Here is a 17,432-nt window from a genome sequence, read left to right on the forward strand (position 1 = left end):
GAGGTCAACCCGAACGTGATATGTCGGTGCAACAATGGCTATAGTGACAAGGCCGGGATCAACAAGAACGAGGAGATGCTATGCAGACGGTACTGGTGCCATTTGACGGATCGCCTTCAGCCAGGCGTGCCATTCAATACCTTGTGGATTTTTCAAAGGAATACCCGCATCTGAAGGTGCATGTGTTGAACGTGCAATCTGGCCCCAAACTGTATGGCAACTATGTATCCGCCACGATGCTCGAGCAACTGAATGCGGGGGCGGAGGATCATGCCAAGGAAATCGTCGCCGAAGCAGCGGTCAAGCTTGAGGCGGCAGGTATCGCTTGCGAGACCCATACCGCCGTCGGAGAGATTACTTCCGAGTTGGTTGAGGCAGTCGCCCGCCATGGATGCGATACCGTTGTAATGGGTACACGGGGCATGGGTAGCCTGGGTAATCTGGTGATGGGCTCTGTGGCCACACGTGTGGTTCATAACTCACCGGTTCCGGTTCTGCTGGTCAAGTAAATCGCCTTCGGTTCCTTCCAGCGAAGCGGTTCGGAGGGAACCGATATCACCGAACGACTCTCTACTGGTTAGAGCCTGCTGATGCGTTGCTCGCAACGGCAGTATTTCAGCAGGTCATGGGTAACCAAGCACGCGACCTGGAGCCGTTAGTTCCGGCGCCTGACAGAGGAGTCAATATGGAACTGCTCAATAAAGACCTGAGCTTGCTATTCGAACAACTGGGCCTGCCATCCGATCAGGCCAGTATTGATGCATTCATTGCCAGCCACGCCCCTTTGCCTGATGACGTCAAAGTCTCAGAAGCGCCATTCTGGAACGAATCCCAGGCAGCGTTCCTGAAAGAGTCGATCATGGACGATGCGGACTGGGAGCCTGTGGTTGATGAGCTCAACGTTTTGCTCCACGAGAATCAGCCCCATCCTTGAGCTCCTTTGTGCACCTCAAGTGAACTGTCGTCCGTTATTAGGATCGACTCTATGTACACCTCGTATTTCCAGCAGAGAGAGACACGATCATGGGAAGCACAAGTGACAAGCTCAAAGGCAAGGCCAATGAAGCAATGGGTAAGGCCAAGCAGGGCATAGGTGAAGCGACAGACGATCACGAAACCAAGAGGGAAGGCAAGATTCAGGAAGCCAAAGGCGAAGCGCAAGGCATGAAGGGTGAAGCCAAGGACACCATCAAGAAGGGTGTCGACAAAGCCTGACGCTTATCCCAGTGAGCTGTAAACGGGCGAGCCGGAAGCATAAGCTTCCGGCTTTTTTGTTTCTGGAACAAAGAGAGTATTTGGCGGAGACCAGTTGTCCAACTGTGCACGGCGGGCGATAGGAATGAGACAGTCATGTTTTCAGAATCGAGGGATTCAGCTCCCAGTATGTCCAGGGTCATGCACAGGGCAGCCTCGATTTGCTTGCTACCGATAATGCTGCTGAGCCCTGGGGTGGTTGCTGATGAGGCGGCCGATCTGATCGGCTTGATCAACCAGTTCCGTGAATCGAAGCAGTCCTGTGAAGGGCAGGAGGTTGGCCCTGTCGGTCCGTTGACGCCGGACCAGACGCTGTCCGGGATTCGGCTGGGTCAGGACAAGCCGTTGCAATCGATGTTGCACCAGGCCGGCTATCAGGCCGCAGGCGCTCAGGCACTGGGCTTTTCCGGACCCGCCGATGCTGAGACGGCGATGGGCCTGATCGAAGACCGTTATTGCCGTGCGCTGCTTGATCCGGACGTGGCCGACATTGGCATTCGCCAGGAAGGCAATACCTGGCACATCATCGTGGCTCAGCCGCTATTGGATGAGAATCTGGGCGACTGGCGGGAAGCCGGAAAGGCGGTATTGGCGCGTGTGAATGAAGCGCGCAGCGTGCCCCGGTCGTGCGGAGATACCGAATACCAGGCGGCGCCAGCGCTTCAGTGGGATGCCAAACTGGCAGCGGCAGCCCTTGAGCACAGCGAAGATATGGCGGAACAGGGTTATTTCAGTCATACCGGAAAAGATGGGAAACAGGTTGATTCACGTGCCGCTGCTCAGGACTATGCGTTCAGTCATATTGGCGAAAATATCGCAGCGGGGCAGGGCGCGGTTGAACAGGTTGTACAAGGATGGCTGGCCAGCCCGGGACATTGTTCCAACATAATGGAACCGGGTTATACCGAAATGGGTGCGGCATACGCTTTGAGCGATGACGGCAAGGGCACCATAGTCTGGACCCAGGTTTTCGGTACACCGCTGAGGTAGTTGCGTGCGGGGCATGTCGCCGGGATCTGCCGGGCTCGCCTTCATGCGGTCGAGCCCGGCGCGCCGGAAAGTAACCGGCGTTGATCAGTCCTGGCGGCTGGTAACTTCCAGCAGGTGGTATCCGAATTGTGTTTTTACCGGGCCCTGAACTTCGTTTACAGGCGCGCTGAATACAACGGTGTCGAATTCCTTGACCATCTGACCCGGACCGAATGTTCCCAGGTCACCGCCCTGGCGGCTTGAAGGGCAGGTCGAGTTTTCGCGGGCTACCTGTGCGAAGTCAGCGCCGCCTTCGATGGCACTCTTTAACTCATTACATTTCGCTTCGGTTGAAACCAGGATGTGACGGGCTGTTGCTTGGGCCATGAAATATGCTCCTGTTAGTGGGAGGGAGCAGAGTACCGCAACCGCCCGTGCCTCGGGAACCAGCACGGGCGTTATGTTGGTCTGGTCATGCGAAACAGCGAATCCGGGTATATGGAGAAGTAATCTGCCGGTCCGCCACCGCGCAATACATGTTCCGCAGCGGCGGTATCGTAAATTCCGTCCCGCAGCATTCTGTTGGCTATGTGTACCGCGACGACCTCGCCCAGAATCAGCCAGCTGGGCACCAGGCTTTTATCGGCACGCTGTAACTGGACGATCTGGGTTACCTTGCACTCAAATGACACAGGGCTTTGCGCCACCCGCGGCGGTGCGATCAACCGCGACGGCGCCTTGTCTAACCTGCCCAGATCGAACTCGTCGATATCGGGCGCGACCATGGCGCAAGTCTGGTTCATGGCTTCTGCGAGGGGCTGTGTGACCAGATTCCAGGCGAATTCACCGGTCTGCTCGATATTGTTCAGGCTATCCTTGCGGCCCACACTCGAGAAGCCGACGATGGGCGGTACATAATTGAATGCATTGAAGAAGCTATAGGGTGCCAGGTTTACATTGCCTGCAGCATCACACGATGATATCCAGCCTATGGGTCGCGGTCCGACGATGGCGTTGAAGGGGTCGTGTGGCAAACCGTGGCCTTTCGCCGGTTCGTAGTAATGGAAGTCATCCATCAAGCTGCCCTTTGGTTTGTTAGATTCCGCTGTAACCTATCACATGCACATCCGGACCAGGTCATGGCTGTCAAGAGGGATAAATGACAATGAAACCGATCGACTATGCAGGGCAGGCGACCCTGAGCTTCAAACAGCTCGACGAACTGAACGGCGTGGAGAAGGGCACCGCATTCCGCGCTTTCAAGCGCCGCCGGGGGCAGCTGGTCGAGCAGGTTGATTTTTTCTATCTTGATGCAGCCGAGCATGCCGGGTTTATCGAATCGCTCAAGGCGGCCGGGCTTATCTACCGCAGCACCAATCATCTGGTGTTGTTCAGCCGCAACGGTTATCAGCGGCTGCTCGGTGCTGGTTGACTGAGCCTAACGGCATTCTGCTCCTATACTCAGTGAAACAGTCGTTGTGCTCAGACTGACTGGTCCGGAAAGAGGAGGGAGCGAAATGTCCTATCGATTGCCATCCATTGCTACTGTCGCCACGGTTACTGCAGGCTTGCTGTTCACCTCAGGCGTAACGGCACATCACGGCTGGTCCTGGGCCGAACCTGAACAGATGCAACTTACCGGAACGGTCAAAAACGTCAGCATTGCGCCGCCGCATCCCTCGCTGGATATCGAAACGCAGGAGGGTGAAAGCTGGCATATCCAGCTGGGAAATCCAGCCGGAACCGCGCGTTCAGGTTTTGATGAGGACTCGGCGGAAGCCGGGGACGAAATAACTGTCGTGGGCAATCGCAGTCAGGACCGCTCCGAGTTACGCATGAAAGCAGTGCAGGTTACGGTTGACGGAAAAACCTACGATATCTATCCAGAGCGTGTTGAGCAGTAGCGGCAATGCCGGAATTTTGGACGGCACTATCCGAATTTCCGCCGACAGCCTGGCTAAGGGATTCGGGAACCGCCTATCTACTGGTCAATGCCGCTCATATTCTGTCCCTGGCGTATCTGGTAGGTAACATCGTTACGCTGGATCTTCGTTTGCTTGGTGTCTTTCGGGTCGTGCCGCTGGATGCGGTCGGGCCGATGCTCTCCCGCAGCGCAGCGTGCGGACTGCTTCTGGCGATATTCACCGGAGCGTGGTTGTTCAGCGTCGATTCTTTTGCCTACCTCGACAATCCGGCTTTTCTCACCAAGCTATGCCTGATAGTGCTGGGAGTGGTGAATGCGCTCTGGTTGCACAGCCGAGCGCGTTGGCGTGCGGCCCTTGAAGCGGGCAAGGCCGGTGCAGCGGTGCGTCTGCATGCATTGGCTTCCGTCAGCATCTGGATAGGTGCAGTCGTCGCGGGTCGGTGGATAGGGTTCATCTAAGCCGTGCCGATGAACCCTGATCGGGGCGCCGATATTGCTTGGTCAGTGGCGGTCGTCGATACCGTCATCCCCTTCGCCGGCTTCGTCGTAATCCGGATCTTCTCCGGGACCACCTTCCCCTGCATCGTTCATGGTGATGTCGGGCTCGTCCTGCGACGGTTCCGGGGTTCGGGGCTTGTCGTCCAGCGGGGTTTCTTTGTCGCTCATGATCGTCTCCCAATGGCTCAGTAGCTCTACCGATTGGAAATACGAACAGCGGCGAAGTTCAGCTATAGCCTGTACGAGCTTCAGGCGAGCTCAGTCCGGCTTGCGCCACACGCTGGCCAGCCAGGGTTGCTGCTCACGGGGCAAGCCAGCGGGCCGGTAATAGTGCTCCAGTTCTTCCATGCCAGCCTGATTCATCAATGTGCGCCAGATTTCAAGATCGTAGTAAGCGCCATAACGTTCGCCATTCCAACCCTCCTCGTTATGACCGCGGGGATTGGAGCTGAACAGCACGCCGCCGGGCTTGAGGCTCGTCCTGAGCTGGCGCAGGACCGTCGGTATCACCGCGCTTGGCACATGAAACAGCACCGCATTGGCGAATATGCCGTCGAATCGTTCGGCAGGTAGGTCCAGCGCAAGGAAGTCCTGAAGCCAGACCTCACAGCCGCTGCTGGCCCTGGCCATTTCGACAAAACGAGGGCAGCCATCCAGTCCAACCGCCTGATGGCCCATTTCGACGAAGGTGCGCAGGTCTCGCCCCGGGCCGCATCCAAAGTCGAGGATCTGCAGCGGAGCGTCGGCCTTGATATGGCGCAGCAGGGCATCAATGTTCTGGCGCACGTCATGATCGCGAGTGCCCGCCTCGAACTGTTCAGCCTGGCGCTGATAATGGCCAATGGTCACGGCACTGATTCTGGAAAGCGCTTCGGTGCTGGAGGTCATACAGGCATCCTATCGACAGCTTGGGTATACCCCAGTCTACCCAAGCTGATGCCTGAGTCGATTGGGCTTTGTCGAATCGTCAGGAGAAAGGTGGTGCGTTCTGCGGGGCGGGGGCTTGTCCTGATGCCCGGTGCGGTCGCCGGACATCAGGTGCTGGAGCAGTCTCAGCGGCTGGGTCTGTTCTTGTGTAGCGGGACAACCTCTGCCAGCCTGGCTTCGTTGCGGGTCGGTAGCGGACCAAGGATGCCGTCGCGCAGTTCGAGAGCCGAATCCATCATCATCTGCGATATCCTGATGCAGGCCTGCATGGGGTTTTTGGCCCTGCGCCGCTCGGCATCCACGCGAAACACAATGCCTAACAATCGCCGGCGTCGTTCCGCGGGAGCGTCGCGCAGAATGTCATCGGTCATTCGTTGCCTGAGGTTTTCCAGCTCCTCAGGCCGTTTTTGCGCCATTTCTACAAGTTCGTCAAAGCTGGGTAATTCGGTGGCGTGTCTGGTCATGAGTGCACCCCTGAAGTCTGATCCACGCGCTTACCCCGGTTATGATTATTCACGGGTCAACCGTGCACTCCTGTGCCCAGAAAGCTTGAGGCGTGACCTGGACAGCTCTGTTCCAGGAACCAGAGTGAGACCTCCCGGCCCACAGTGGCGGGCCGGCTACAGATCACCCGGGCTCTCGCTGAAGCATGAGGAGGGCTGATTGGGTGTTCCTATTTACACAGACCCGATAGTGGCCAGTTAATTCCGTTCTGGTCAGTGGCGGTTAATCCGGACGGTAAAAAAGCAGGTCGCCAGCTTCGGCGGTCTTGGTGAAGATATCCGCCCAACCAGGTGCCACGCGGCGATCATGGAAATACAGCGCACCTCTGGTGCGGTCTTTAAGCTGACCGTTGAGCGCTTTGCGTGCGACCTCTGTCGCGATTCGGTAGGGCGCTTCCTCTTGTACTGTGTCCGAGCGGCCGTCGCACCACCAGGAGAACTGGCAGGAACCCTGTTCCGAGCCTTGTTTCACCACGTCGCATACAGTTTTTGGAAAGCTGCTATCGGCGAGCCGGTTCATCACCACGCTGGCCACTGCTTCCATGCTGGCTGTCGTTTCGCCCTTTGCTTCCCAATAGATTGAGCGCGCCAGGCAGGTGATGGCGTCATCCAGTGGCGCCTCGCCGGCCGGATCGACAGCTCGGGCTTCGGCCTTGCTGATCGCATCAGCAGAGGCGGCCCGACTGACGTCTCCCTCATCAACGGTATTTTGCTCGAGCGTTTCCGCCTTGCTTATTGCGGCTTCGGCCCGTTCCGCCCTTTCAGTCGCCAGGGATGGGCTGATGCACGTCAAAGCCGTCAGATATAGCGCAATCCGGATAAGCCGCATGATCGTACTCCAGGTGACAGAATCTCAGTGTAGTTCGGCTTGCGTTGCGTTGAACGCGATGTGCACAAACTATTCGGCCAGCGTACTGTCCTAGGACTTCCAATCGATCATCAATGACTCGCACATGCAGCGCCCGTTTCGCCGATCTGATCGTGGTTTCATGTTTCGCCTGTGCGAAACCTCAGCGAGGCTGGAGTAAGATTGGGTCATTACCTCATCTGGCCGGAATTCAGAATGCAAAGACAAGTAGTCAACGTTTCAGTAAATCCCCGTGGCAGCCTGGAAACGCTGTCCCAGCTCGAAGTCCAACAGCTCAGCGAAGTCGGCTCCGGCAAAACCTACCGACTGTTTCGTCAGTGTGCGTTGGCGATCCTCAACACCGGCGCCCAGATAGACAATGCCAAGACAATTCTCGAAGCATATGAAGACTTCGAAGTACGGATTCGTCAGCAGGATCGGGGTGTGCGGCTTGATCTGATCAACGCGCCGGCTGATGCCTTCGTCGATGGTGAGATGATCGCCAGCACCAAGGAGATGCTGTTCAGCGCGTTGAGAGACATCGTCTACACAGAGAGTGAGCTGGGCAGCCCGCGAATCGACCTGACCAACTCCCAGGGCATCACGGATTACGTTTTCCACCTGTTGCGTAATGCCCGCACCTTGCGTGCCGGTGTCGAACCGAACATGGTGGTGTGCTGGGGCGGGCATTCGATCAGCACCGAGGAATACAAGTACACCAAAAGAGTCGGGCACGAGCTGGGGCTACGCAATCACGACATCTGTACTGGTTGCGGCCCGGGCGTCATGAAAGGGCCCATGAAGGGCGCCACCATAGCCCACGCCAAGCAGCGAATCCGACACGGTCGCTATCTGGGTCTGACCGAGCCGGGCATCATTGCGGCCGAAGCCCCCAATCCGATCGTCAACGAACTGGTCATTCTTCCGGACATTGAAAAGCGCCTGGAGGCCTTCGTTCGCGTGGGTCACGGCATTATCATCTTCCCCGGAGGAGTCGGCACGGCAGAAGAGTTTCTGTATCTGCTCGGCATCTTGCTGCACCCGGACAACGGCGATGTTCCCTTCCCGGTGATTCTGACCGGGCCAGCCAGCGCCGAGCCCTATCTTCGCCAGGTTCATGCCTTTATCGGCGCCACGCTGGGTGAATCCGCGCAAAGTCGTTATCAGGTGATCATCAACGACCCGGCTCAGGTCGCCCGGGAAATGACTGAAGGACTGAAGGCTGTTACCGAATTTCGCCGTGCACGCAATGATGCCTTCCACTTCAACTGGTTGCTCAAGATTGAAGAGAGCTTTCAACGGCCTTTTGACCCAACCCATCAGAACATGGCCAACTTGCAGTTAAGCCGTGACCTTCCTGCACACGAGTTGGCAGCCAATCTGCGCCGGGCTTTTTCGGGGATCGTGGCGGGCAACGTCAAGGCGCGCGGTATTCGGCGTATTGAGGAGCATGGCCCGTACGAAATCCGCGGGGAATCGGCCATTATGGAACCGCTGGACAAGCTTCTCGAATCCTTCGTCGAGCAGGATCGTATGAAGTTGCCGGGGGGGATGCCCTACGAGCCCTGTTATCGGGTAGTCAGTTAGACCGCCGACCTGACGCAGAGGCCAGCTTCAGGTAGGTAGAAATTGCGAGCTCTGCCTGCCTGAAGCGCTCAAGCGTAAAACTCGGGTTCACTGGCAATCGGTCGTTTGTGACAGGAGCGTCTGGATCTCGGATACCGCGGCGCGGGCGCTACGTGTTACCCCGATCAGCGTGGCGGAGGCTGTGCCTGTCCAATTGCCATATCCGACCAGCCAGAGATTGGGTTGCTTGACCGAGCGATTACCCTCGACCTGAACCTTGCCGTCTGCCTCGATGATGTCCAGTTCGGCAAGATGATCAAGCGCCGGACGAAAGCCTGTGCACCAGATCACCGCTTCGACGGACGCTTGCCTGCCGTCTGCCCAGGCGATGCCGTAGCGGTTGAAGCGTTGAAATGGTCGCTGCGCTGCGAGAACGCCGCGTTCACGCGCTTCGACTACGGGTTCTACCATCACTATATCGCCCAGCCCGCCGGCCGATGCCTCTCTTTTCCGGCCCGCCTGTTCTGCTTTCCATGCGGCAGTGGCGCGATGAAACAATACGCGGCCGTCAAAATGGTCAGGCAGAAACGACGGGGGCTGCGGGGTGATCCATAGCGTGTCACTGTATTGCGATACCTCAGCCAGGATCTGCGCGGCTGAGTTCCCGCCCCCTACGATCATGACTTTCTTGCCGGCAAAGGGCTTCGGCGACCGGTAGCGGGATGAGTGCAGCTGCTGTCCGGTGAAATCTTCGGCGCCCGGGTATTGGGGAATGTAGGGTCTGGACCAGGTGCCGGTCGCACTGACCACCGCTCGGGTCAGCCAGCTGTCAGTGCCGGCCCGCACCCGCAAACAGTCTCCCTCGCGGATCACCGAATCGACATGAACGGGCCGGAGTATCGGAAACTGATACCGCTGCTCATAGCGCCTCAAATAATCAATAACGGCGTCGCGATGCGGGTAGTCATCGGCTGCCGTTGGCATTTGCCAGCCGGCAATGGAGCTCCAGGTGGTCGGGGAAAACAATCGCAGGGAGTCCCAGGCATGCAGCCAGGCCCCCCCTGGCTGCGGCTGTTCGTCCAGCACAACATAATCGAGCTGTGCTCTGCGCAGAAAATAGGCAGTCGCCAGGGCCGATTGGCCGGCGCCGATAACCAGAACATCGAGCGTTTTGTTAAGTGTCACCTTGTGATCCCGGGCGTGAGACGGCAGAAAGGCTGGGTCAGCGTGCCCAAACGTTGATTGTGCCGTTACGCAGCGGTGTTTTATGCCGTTATGCGTAATACCATTGCACATCCTCTTGCGACCTCATCAAAACGGGAAATATCTATGTCCATTCGCATTGGTATCAATGGATTTGGCCGGATCGGACGGCTCGCACTGCGCGCTGCATTCAATTGGCCAGACGTTGAGTTCGTCCAGATCAATGATCCCGCAGGCGATGCACCTACTCACGCGCATCTGCTGAATTTCGACTCTGTCCATGGGCGCTGGCAGCACCAGGCCACCGCAGAGAATGGCACCATTCTGGCTGGTGGACAGCGGATAGGGGTCACGGCTAATCAGGCCATTGCCGATACGGATTGGTCGGGTTGTGATGTGGTTATCGAAGCCAGCGGTCGGATGAAGACCGTCGCGCTACTCGAAGCCTATCTGCAGCAGGGTGTGCGGCGTGTAGTCGTCAGTGCGCCGGTCAAAGAGCCGGGCGCGCTGAATATCGTGATGGGCGTGAATGATCATCTGTTCGATCCGGCCGTTCACCGCATCGTCACCGCCGCCTCATGCACGACTAACTGTCTCGCGCCTGTGGTCAAGGTCATCCATGAACATCTGGGGATTCGCCATGGCTCGATCACTACTATTCATGATTTGACCAATACCCAGAGCATTCTCGATCAACCGCACAAGGATCTGCGTCGGGCGCGGGCGTCGGGCATGAGTCTTATCCCGACAACGACCGGATCGGCCACGGCGATTGCCGAGATTTTTCCGGAGCTCAAAGGCCGCCTGAATGGCCATGCGGTGCGCGTGCCGCTGGCAAACGCGTCATTGACCGATTGCGTATTCGAAGTGGAGCGGGCGACCACAGTAGAGGAAGTCAATGCGTTGTTCCAGGCTGCGGCGGCTGATTATCTTCGCGGCATTCTCGGATATGAAGAGCGTCCACTGGTTTCCATTGATTACCGAACGGACCCGCGTTCATGCATCATCGATGCGCTGTCGACCATGGTGGTCAATGGCACCCAGGTGAAGCTTTACGCCTGGTATGACAACGAATGGGGCTATGCGAACCGTACGGTCGAGCTGGCTCGGCTGGTGGGTGCTGCAGGCTGATGCGATCGGTGTCGGTTGCCCCTACAGGTAGCAGGGAGGTTTGATGAAGAGGGTGTCAGGGCTGTCCCCGGAGGTACGCCAGTATCTCGTGGTGACCGGTAATTACTGGGTATTCACGTTGACCGATGGCGCGTTGCGCATGCTGGTGGTGCTGCATTTTCATACGTTGGGGTACACGCCTCTGCAGATCGCCTCGCTGTTCCTGTTCTACGAGATATTCGGGGTGCTGACCAACCTGATCGGTGGCTACCTGGGTGCGCGGCTCGGTCTGAACCGCACGATGAATGTCGGGCTGGCATTGCAGGTGGTGGCGCTCCTGGTGCTCACTGCGCCAGTTTCCTGGTTGAGTGTGCCGCTGGTTATGGCCGCTCAGGCGCTATCGGGGATCGCCAAGGATCTGAACAAGATGTCGGCAAAGAGCTCGATCAAGCTTCTTGTGCCTGCTGATCAACAGGGTGCGTTGTATCGATGGGTTGCGTTGCTGACCGGTTCGAAAAACGCACTCAAGGGCGTCGGGTTTTTCCTCGGCGCGCTCTTGCTCTCTACCGCAGGATTTCGTAGTGCGATGCTGGGGATGGCGGGTGCGCTGGCGCTGGTGTGGGTTTTCAGCGTGATTACGCTGAAAAAGGATCTGGGCAAGGCCAGCGCCAAACCGAAGTTCCGGGAGCTGTTATCCAAAAGCAGGGCAATCAACCTTCTGTCAGCGGCACGCATGTTTTTGTTCGGCGCCCGCGATATCTGGTTTGTGGTGGCCTTGCCAGTCTATCTGAGTACCGCCTTTGATTGGGACTTCTGGCGCGTGGGCGGTTTCATGGCGCTTTGGATTATTGGTTACGGCATTGTGCAGACCTTTGCTCCTGCGCTGACTCGCTCACCTAGCGGTAGAGTGCCCGACGGCGGCGCTGCCTTGCTTTGGGCGATGTTGCTCGCCGGCTTGCCAGCAGCTATCGCACTGGCATTGGGCACAGACCTGTCTGAGCCTTTGGTGCTGGTGGGCGGCTTACTGGTCTTCGGTGTGCTGTTCGCTATCAATTCCTCGCTGCACAGCTACCTGATCGTCAGCTATGCCACAGACGATGGCGTATCGCTGGATGTGGGTTTCTATTACATGTCCAATGCCATGGGGCGATTGATCGGCACTTTGCTTTCGGGTTGGTTGTATCAGGCGTATGGGCTGGAAGTGTGTCTCTGGGCGTCCAGCGCCTTCGTAGTGGTCGCAGCGCTGATTTCCGTCGCGTTGCCGCGTCACTCTCCTGGTGAGCCCGTGCGCTAACAGCAGGAGAAAAGATTTCGCACGTATTCCATCTGCTGCCCGGAACGGTTGTCCATTGGTAGGGTCATCTATAAACGATGTGCCTTATCAAGGAGATCAGTTAGATGATGAACAAACTGTACGATTCGAACGCACCACAGAATGTCCAGGGGTGGGAGCGTGCCGCTTCAGTTGCTGGTGGTCTGATGTTGTTGAAAAGAGGCATGCGTACCGGTGGGGTGGGTAGCGTTCTGGAACTTGCTCTGGGCGGCATGGCGCTTTTACGCGGCGTTACCGGTCAGTGCAAGATGAAGCGTCAGCTGGTCGAGAGGCGCTCCGGTAAGCACGAGTCCAAGGAACGCTACAGCCATATGCCGCTCGATTCCGAGGTGCATAGTCCTGACTTCCAGGACGCCGGTACGTCGATGCCTGACACCACCCCCATGGGCCACGAAACCCATCCCAAGACGACCCCGGGTCTGTAAGCGCGGGTCGGCTCAGGTGCGGGATCGATCGCTGAGCCGACAATTATGAGCATCACGAGCGAAGGGCCTATGGCCCTTTGCTCGTTCTGCGAGCGCAGTTTATGCGCTTCTAGCGCTAACCATCGTTGTCCCGGTTGTCGGTGTCGCTCTCAGTGTCGTTTGCTTCGCCATTGGTGACCGGATCCTCAGCAGGATAAGTCTTTTTGTAAGGACTGGTGTGCGTTGCGTCGTCTGTTTCGCCGGATTCCGCGCCGCGGTTATTGGATGTATTGCTTTGCTGGCTGCCCGATTGGCTACTCGTCGTAGCCTGGCCTGTCTTGTGTTCGCCATTCTCCTGGTTTGCCAGTACCGCTGGGCCGGCGAGGCTGAATGAGGCGAGAATTGAAGCCGTTAGCAGTGTCTTGAGAGGATGCATAAAGCGTGTCTCCTGGGACATGGCCGCGAATCAGTCGCCTGTGCGAGGCGGCTCCGGGCCGGTAAATTTCAGATAGCAATATCAAGGTTGTGCGAGCCAGGCGGGGAAACACCACCAATGCTCGCTATGCACGATCAGTAGACTGGCAAACTGCCCAACCCGTTCAATGGATGAGGGTGGGCAGGCAACCCGCCTTGCTGCGCATAAGGAGACGGATTTGAACTTCTTCAATCCTTCAACCTGGTCGCTGACCCTGAGCGTTCTCGTGTTCTGCCTGTGTGCCGGCGTGATCACCATGTTGGGCACCCTGATAACGCGGGTCGTTGATCAGCTGGCGGATCGAACCGGGTTGGGCGAAGCCGTCGTGGGCGCGGTGTTGCTGGGGGCGGCTACCTCGCTGTCAGGCGCGGTGCTGTCCGTTACCGCCGCCTGGAATGGCAACCCGGATCTGGCTTTGGCCAATGCTCTGGGTGGCATCGCTGTGCAGACCCTTTTTCTGGTTGTGGCGGATATGACGCACACCCGGGCGAATCTGGAGCATGCAGCCGCCTCGGCGCCGAACATGTTGCAGAACGCGTTGCTCATTACCCTGCTTGGCGTATTGTTGCTGGCGCCCAACCTGCCTGACGTGACCGTCTGGAATATCCATCCGGTTACCCCGATCCTGTTGGCGCTGTACGTGTACGGTATCAATCTGGTGAGCAAGGCCCGCAGCCATCCCATGTGGCATCCCCAGGTGACCGATGAAACGCGTGAGGATACGCCCGACGACGAGTCGGCCACGCCATCGCTGGCAAAGCTCTGGGTCAGCTTCCTGCTGCTGATGGGCGGGCTGGGCATCGCCGGCTGGCTGCTTGAGCCGGCTGCAACCAATATTGCCCGGCTCACCGGCCTCGGCCAGACGACGGTCGGGGTGCTGCTGACAGCCATCAGCACGTCTATTCCTGAACTGGTTACCTCGATCGCGGCAGTCCGCCGGGGCGCGCTGACGCTGGCCGTCGGCGGTATCGTCGGTGGGAATGCATTCGATACCTTGTTCACCGCAGCTTCGGATGTTGCTTACCGTGGCGGCTCGATTTACCACGTGATGTCCGGACAGATATTGCTATGGGTCTCGTTGACCATGGTCATGTCGGCGGTGCTGATGATGGGCTTGATCAGACGTCAGGAGCAGGGGCCGGGGCGTGTTGGCGCGGAGAGCGTTGCGATAGTGCTGTTGTATCTGCTCGGGGTGGCGTTGCTGGTGATGGGATAGTCGAACATCAGGAATGACGCAGCGGTTTCGGAGGGGGCGGGCATCCATGCCCTGCGATGCTACCCGTTAATGCTTGCGACGCCCTTTGCCGACGTCTGATTTGGCCGCTTCCCTGATGGTTAGCAGTCCATCCGCCGGCAGTACATAGCCATCCGATACATTGCTGCCTACCGCTTTGGTCACCTTGGCCACGTACTTACCGTGGTTGCGATAAAGCTCCTTGAGCTGTGCTTGATCAAGCGGCTCATGGCTGCCAAACAGGAAGCAGAACGTCTCTCCCGCGTTATCGCCGGTGTTGATTGCCGTCGGAACGGCCAACTGTGAAAGCTGGATGCCGCCCTGCGCCAGACCCAACTCGTTACGCACCTTGGTGGTTCCCTCGAACTCCAGATAAGGCGCGCTGGGCGGCGTTTCTCCGTCAATCCAGTCCACCAGGTGATCATGTGCGGCCACGACAACGTGATGCAGCGGGATCCGGCTGAAGGGTTCGGCCACGCACTCATATTCCGGCGCGCCATCTGGCAGGTCCCGTTCCGAAAGCGGTGCGCGGTAGGCCTGCCCCTGATAACCGGAGTGGGCCGCCCCGGCCACTTCCCATCGACGGTATACTTCGCTATCGGGCCGCCGGCCTTCAGGCGTTCTCACGTCGGTTTCTGACAGGATATGAAATACCGGTTCGGCGCCCGCGCGCGAAGGTCCGGGCCCCACGACAAAGTTGTAGCCATCGAATACCGGATTCTCGACCTGGGGCAGGATGTTGTCGTAGTAGATCGTCATTCGTGCGGCTGATTGTGAGCCGCCCACTGCGAGTACTTTCTCGACGTTCAGCCCGCCCATGGGATCGATATCGCCTGGCTGCCGAACCGCTTCCGCTGCCTGGGCGAAGATGTCATAGGACAGCTCGTCTGTGGTGTAAGTCCCGCCACCTGTGACATCCAGTTCACCGTAGCGGGTAGGACTCCACTCGGTTAGCTGGTTTACCCCGACGCGCTGGGCTGACACACCCACCCAGGCGAAGCCCGCCCGCATGAGCTGCTCACCATGCCAGAGTGCATCCAGGTCATAGCCGGCTGTCACGTTCTGCCATTCCATGATGACTGTGCCGTTGAACTTACGCGGTGATTTCGGGCGACGTACGACGATGCGCGTGCGATAGGGGACATCTTCAGCGAGTTGCTCGCCCTCAACGCTGTATCCGGTTGCGGTCCCGGACAGATAGAACTCTTCTTCTACATAGCCGCGTCGGGTCAGCGCGTCGTGAGTGGCGAAGAACGGGTAGGTATTCTCGATTTTTGCTGCGAGCGGATCGCCGGGAGGCGAGCCCGGTATAGGGCCGTCGATCGCGGGTGCCGCAAGCAGGCTGGTCGACCAGGACAAGCCCAGCGCCAGGCCAGCCAGCAGGAAGAAGGGACTTCGGGCAGACTGCGTCCCGTTTTGGGGTGAAGCGGTTCTGTCGCGCATCATGAAGGGCTCCAATATTATTCTTCTGAGACGTTCTGGACGTATGTCCAATATTGGTACTAGTTCTGCGTTTCGTCTGTGTCAAGTGCAACGCTCAAGGTTGCCCGTTTCAGGCTTGGCCTGCTGTGCTCTGGTTGGGCAATTTCGGCAGAGTTTCTTTTGCCAAGGCTGGTTAAGAAGGTCTCGCGTTGAATTGGCGGGCAGAGGTTGCTTCCTTGCCGGCCGATCAGCTAAAGTCGGGTCAATTCAATGGAGATTCCCATGTCCTTGCTGCAACGTGATCACCTCAAAGCTTCTGCCTGCGCCCTCCGCGCAGCGTTGGCGCGCGGGTGTTCGGTTGCAGCCGGCAAGTATTTCTATTTTGGGTATTGGTTCAGCCACTGGCGCGCCTGATACCCCCAGGCGGCCAGATTTAACGGGTCGCGACCAAAGAATTTTCGAAACCCCGGTCGGCAACCCGACCGGGGTTTTTTATTTTCTATCGATTGAGGATATGACTATGTACAGCTACCGCAGCCATGCTTCGTTTTGCTACCGCAACTGGCGATTTACCAGTGCTCTGCGCACACCAGACCTCGAACGAACACTACGATAGCGCCGCAGCGGCTTTGCCGCCCGGCTAAGGAAAGCATTCATGAACGCCAATGTTTCAGCCCTGACTCCCAGTGATCTGGCTATAGCCACGCCGACTTCGCCAGTACTCCAGCGCACTGCACAAACGCTCCCCACTCCCGCCCAGCTGCGTGGCCGCCTGCCGCTTTCACCTGAGCTGGCCGTATCGATCCAACACCATCGCACTGCAATCCGCGCTGTGCTGAACGGCGAAGACGATCGTTTGCTGGTGGTGGTCGGCCCCTGTTCGCTACACGATCCGGACGCTGCCATTGAGTATGCCCAGCGTCTGGCTGAGCTGGATGATCAGGTAAGTGACCAACTGTTGCTGGTCATGCGCGCCTATGTCGAAAAGCCGCGAACTACCATAGGGTGGAAAGGGTTGTTATACGACCCGCGTCTCGATGGCACCGGCGACATGGCCGAAGGGCTGGCGCTGTCGCGTCGCCTGATGCTGTCTATCACCGAGGCAGGCTTGCCCATCGCTACTGAACTGTTGCAGCCGATGGCTGCGGGTTACTTCGATGATCTCCTGGCTTGGGCTGCAATCGGGGCGCGAACCAGCGAGTCGCAGATACACCGGGAAATGGTCAGTGGGCTTGATCTGCCGGTGGGCTTCAAGAACGGCACGGATGGCAGCCTGGGCATCGCCTGCGATGCAATGCGCTCAGCTGAGCATGCGCACCAGCACTTTGGAATCAGTGAAAACGGGCAGCCAGCGTTGATTCAGACCCGGGGTAATCCGGATACGCATCTGGTGCTGCGTGGTGGCTATGCAGGACCAAATTACCATCCGGAAGCGATAGCGGCGGCGCGTACAGCCTTGGCTCGCCAAGGGATCGACGCCGGCCTGGTGGTTGACTGCAGTCATGCCAACAGTGGTAAGGACCCGTTGCGCCAGCCCGCCGTGCTCGAGTCGGTTGTCGAGCAACGCCGGAGAGGCGAGCGATTACTCCGCGGCGTGATGCTCGAAGGGCACTTGTACGACGGCTGCCAGCCGCTGTCATCGCGGCTGGAGTACGGTGTATCGATTACCGATGGCTGCCTGGGCTGGAGCAAGACTGAAGCGGCCCTGATGCAAGCCGCCGAGCGGTTGCGAGCCTAGCCGTTCGGCGAAGGCAGCACTTCGG

The 17,432-nt window shown here is 58.2% G+C and carries 22 protein-coding genes; 13 read left to right on the forward strand and 9 right to left on the reverse strand.

The genetic code is table 11. The annotated features are described in order from the left end of the window. Positions 1-80 precede the first annotated feature (80 nt). The 4 genes from HG264_RS02215 (at position 81) to HG264_RS02230 (ending at position 2,244) form a co-directional block, all read left to right on the forward strand. On the forward strand, positions 81-509 hold the full coding sequence (locus tag HG264_RS02215) for a universal stress protein (protein WP_169406128.1): 429 nt from the start codon (positions 81-83) through the stop codon (positions 507-509). Positions 510-685: 176 nt separating this feature from the next. Then, positions 686-934 (forward strand): DUF2789 domain-containing protein, encoded by a 249-nt coding sequence (locus HG264_RS02220; protein WP_169406129.1) that lies wholly within the window; start codon positions 686-688, stop codon positions 932-934. 89 nt (positions 935-1,023) lie between these two features. Beyond that, positions 1,024-1,215, forward strand: a complete 192-nt coding sequence (locus HG264_RS02225; protein ID WP_169406130.1) for a CsbD family protein — start codon at positions 1,024-1,026, stop codon at positions 1,213-1,215. A 216-nt stretch (positions 1,216-1,431) separates the two neighbouring features. Then, on the forward strand, positions 1,432-2,244 hold the full coding sequence (locus tag HG264_RS02230; RefSeq protein WP_169406131.1) for a CAP domain-containing protein: 813 nt from the start codon (positions 1,432-1,434) through the stop codon (positions 2,242-2,244). A gap of 84 nt (positions 2,245-2,328) precedes the next feature. Here HG264_RS02230 and HG264_RS02235 read toward each other — a convergent pair whose 3' ends face one another. Next, complete coding sequence (locus HG264_RS02235) at positions 2,329-2,610, reverse strand: peptidylprolyl isomerase (protein ID WP_169406132.1); 282 nt, start codon at positions 2,608-2,610, stop codon at positions 2,329-2,331. 71 nt (positions 2,611-2,681) lie between these two features. Then, positions 2,682-3,302, reverse strand: a complete 621-nt coding sequence (locus HG264_RS02240) for a flavin reductase family protein (RefSeq protein ID WP_169406133.1) — start codon at positions 3,300-3,302, stop codon at positions 2,682-2,684. 80 nt (positions 3,303-3,382) lie between these two features. Between HG264_RS02240 and HG264_RS02245 the strand changes: the two genes are divergently transcribed. The 3 genes from HG264_RS02245 to HG264_RS02255 all read left to right on the forward strand — a co-directional run bounded on the left by HG264_RS02245 (position 3,383) and on the right by HG264_RS02255 (position 4,606). Next, a complete protein-coding gene (locus tag HG264_RS02245) occupies positions 3,383-3,655 on the forward strand; it encodes an ORF6N domain-containing protein (protein ID WP_169406134.1) in 273 nt (90 codons plus the stop codon). Positions 3,656-3,740: 85 nt separating this feature from the next. Beyond that, a complete protein-coding gene (locus HG264_RS02250; protein ID WP_169406135.1) occupies positions 3,741-4,127 on the forward strand; it encodes a DUF6152 family protein in 387 nt (128 codons plus the stop codon). 5 nt (positions 4,128-4,132) lie between these two features. Next, positions 4,133-4,606 carry a DUF6644 family protein gene (locus HG264_RS02255; protein WP_169406136.1) on the forward strand — a complete coding sequence of 158 codons (474 nt, stop codon included), beginning with the start codon at positions 4,133-4,135 and terminating at the stop codon, positions 4,604-4,606. 42 nt (positions 4,607-4,648) lie between these two features. Here HG264_RS02255 and HG264_RS02260 read toward each other — a convergent pair whose 3' ends face one another. The 4 genes from HG264_RS02260 to HG264_RS02275 form a co-directional block, all read right to left on the reverse strand. Beyond that, complete coding sequence (locus HG264_RS02260; protein ID WP_169406137.1) at positions 4,649-4,813, reverse strand: hypothetical protein; 165 nt, start codon at positions 4,811-4,813, stop codon at positions 4,649-4,651. 90 nt (positions 4,814-4,903) lie between these two features. Continuing rightward, positions 4,904-5,533: a bifunctional 2-polyprenyl-6-hydroxyphenol methylase/3-demethylubiquinol 3-O-methyltransferase UbiG gene (locus HG264_RS02265; protein ID WP_169406138.1), complete on the reverse strand. Its 630-nt coding sequence runs from the start codon at positions 5,531-5,533 to the stop codon at positions 4,904-4,906. Between the two features lie 164 nt (positions 5,534-5,697). Continuing rightward, complete coding sequence (locus tag HG264_RS02270) at positions 5,698-6,036, reverse strand: DUF3135 domain-containing protein (protein ID WP_169406139.1); 339 nt, start codon at positions 6,034-6,036, stop codon at positions 5,698-5,700. 262 nt (positions 6,037-6,298) lie between these two features. Beyond that, positions 6,299-6,904 carry a cell wall hydrolase gene (locus HG264_RS02275; RefSeq protein ID WP_169406140.1) on the reverse strand — a complete coding sequence of 202 codons (606 nt, stop codon included), beginning with the start codon at positions 6,902-6,904 and terminating at the stop codon, positions 6,299-6,301. 234 nt (positions 6,905-7,138) lie between these two features. Between HG264_RS02275 and ppnN the strand changes: the two genes are divergently transcribed. Then, complete coding sequence (gene ppnN, locus HG264_RS02280) at positions 7,139-8,509, forward strand: nucleotide 5'-monophosphate nucleosidase PpnN (protein ID WP_169406141.1); 1,371 nt, start codon at positions 7,139-7,141, stop codon at positions 8,507-8,509. 87 nt (positions 8,510-8,596) lie between these two features. Here the strand turns inward: ppnN and HG264_RS02285 are convergent, their stop codons facing one another. Further along, the gene (locus HG264_RS02285; protein WP_256663745.1) at positions 8,597-9,673 is read right to left on the reverse strand and encodes an ArsO family NAD(P)H-dependent flavin-containing monooxygenase; all 1,077 of its coding nucleotides are present in this window, start codon (positions 9,671-9,673) and stop codon (positions 8,597-8,599) included. A 144-nt stretch (positions 9,674-9,817) separates the two neighbouring features. On the opposite strand from HG264_RS02285, the gene HG264_RS02290 reads away from it, so the two are divergent. From HG264_RS02290 to HG264_RS02300, 3 genes are all read left to right on the forward strand, one after another. Next, the gene (locus HG264_RS02290) at positions 9,818-10,822 is read left to right on the forward strand and encodes an ArsJ-associated glyceraldehyde-3-phosphate dehydrogenase (protein WP_169406143.1); all 1,005 of its coding nucleotides are present in this window, start codon (positions 9,818-9,820) and stop codon (positions 10,820-10,822) included. Between the two features lie 43 nt (positions 10,823-10,865). Beyond that, positions 10,866-12,095, forward strand: a complete 1,230-nt coding sequence (arsJ, locus tag HG264_RS02295) for an organoarsenical effux MFS transporter ArsJ (RefSeq protein WP_169406144.1) — start codon at positions 10,866-10,868, stop codon at positions 12,093-12,095. A gap of 104 nt (positions 12,096-12,199) precedes the next feature. Continuing rightward, positions 12,200-12,559 carry a DUF2892 domain-containing protein gene (locus HG264_RS02300; RefSeq protein ID WP_169406145.1) on the forward strand — a complete coding sequence of 120 codons (360 nt, stop codon included), beginning with the start codon at positions 12,200-12,202 and terminating at the stop codon, positions 12,557-12,559. 115 nt (positions 12,560-12,674) lie between these two features. Here the strand turns inward: HG264_RS02300 and HG264_RS02305 are convergent, their stop codons facing one another. Then, positions 12,675-12,974, reverse strand: a complete 300-nt coding sequence (locus tag HG264_RS02305) for a hypothetical protein (protein WP_169406146.1) — start codon at positions 12,972-12,974, stop codon at positions 12,675-12,677. A 217-nt stretch (positions 12,975-13,191) separates the two neighbouring features. On the opposite strand from HG264_RS02305, the gene HG264_RS02310 reads away from it, so the two are divergent. Continuing rightward, the gene (locus HG264_RS02310; protein WP_218573031.1) at positions 13,192-14,229 is read left to right on the forward strand and encodes a sodium:calcium antiporter; all 1,038 of its coding nucleotides are present in this window, start codon (positions 13,192-13,194) and stop codon (positions 14,227-14,229) included. Between the two features lie 66 nt (positions 14,230-14,295). Here the strand turns inward: HG264_RS02310 and HG264_RS02315 are convergent, their stop codons facing one another. After that, the gene (locus tag HG264_RS02315; protein ID WP_218573032.1) at positions 14,296-15,693 is read right to left on the reverse strand and encodes an alpha/beta hydrolase domain-containing protein; all 1,398 of its coding nucleotides are present in this window, start codon (positions 15,691-15,693) and stop codon (positions 14,296-14,298) included. A 631-nt stretch (positions 15,694-16,324) separates the two neighbouring features. Here HG264_RS02315 and HG264_RS02320 point away from each other — a divergent pair. Continuing rightward, entirely contained in the window at positions 16,325-17,407 is a 1,083-nt protein-coding gene (locus HG264_RS02320) for a 3-deoxy-7-phosphoheptulonate synthase (protein ID WP_169406148.1), read from the forward strand. Positions 17,408-17,432: the final 25 nt, after the last annotated feature.

The organism is Pseudomonas sp. gcc21, from assembly GCF_012844345.1.
In the GTDB taxonomy this organism is placed as follows: Bacteria; Pseudomonadota; Gammaproteobacteria; order Pseudomonadales; family Pseudomonadaceae; genus Halopseudomonas.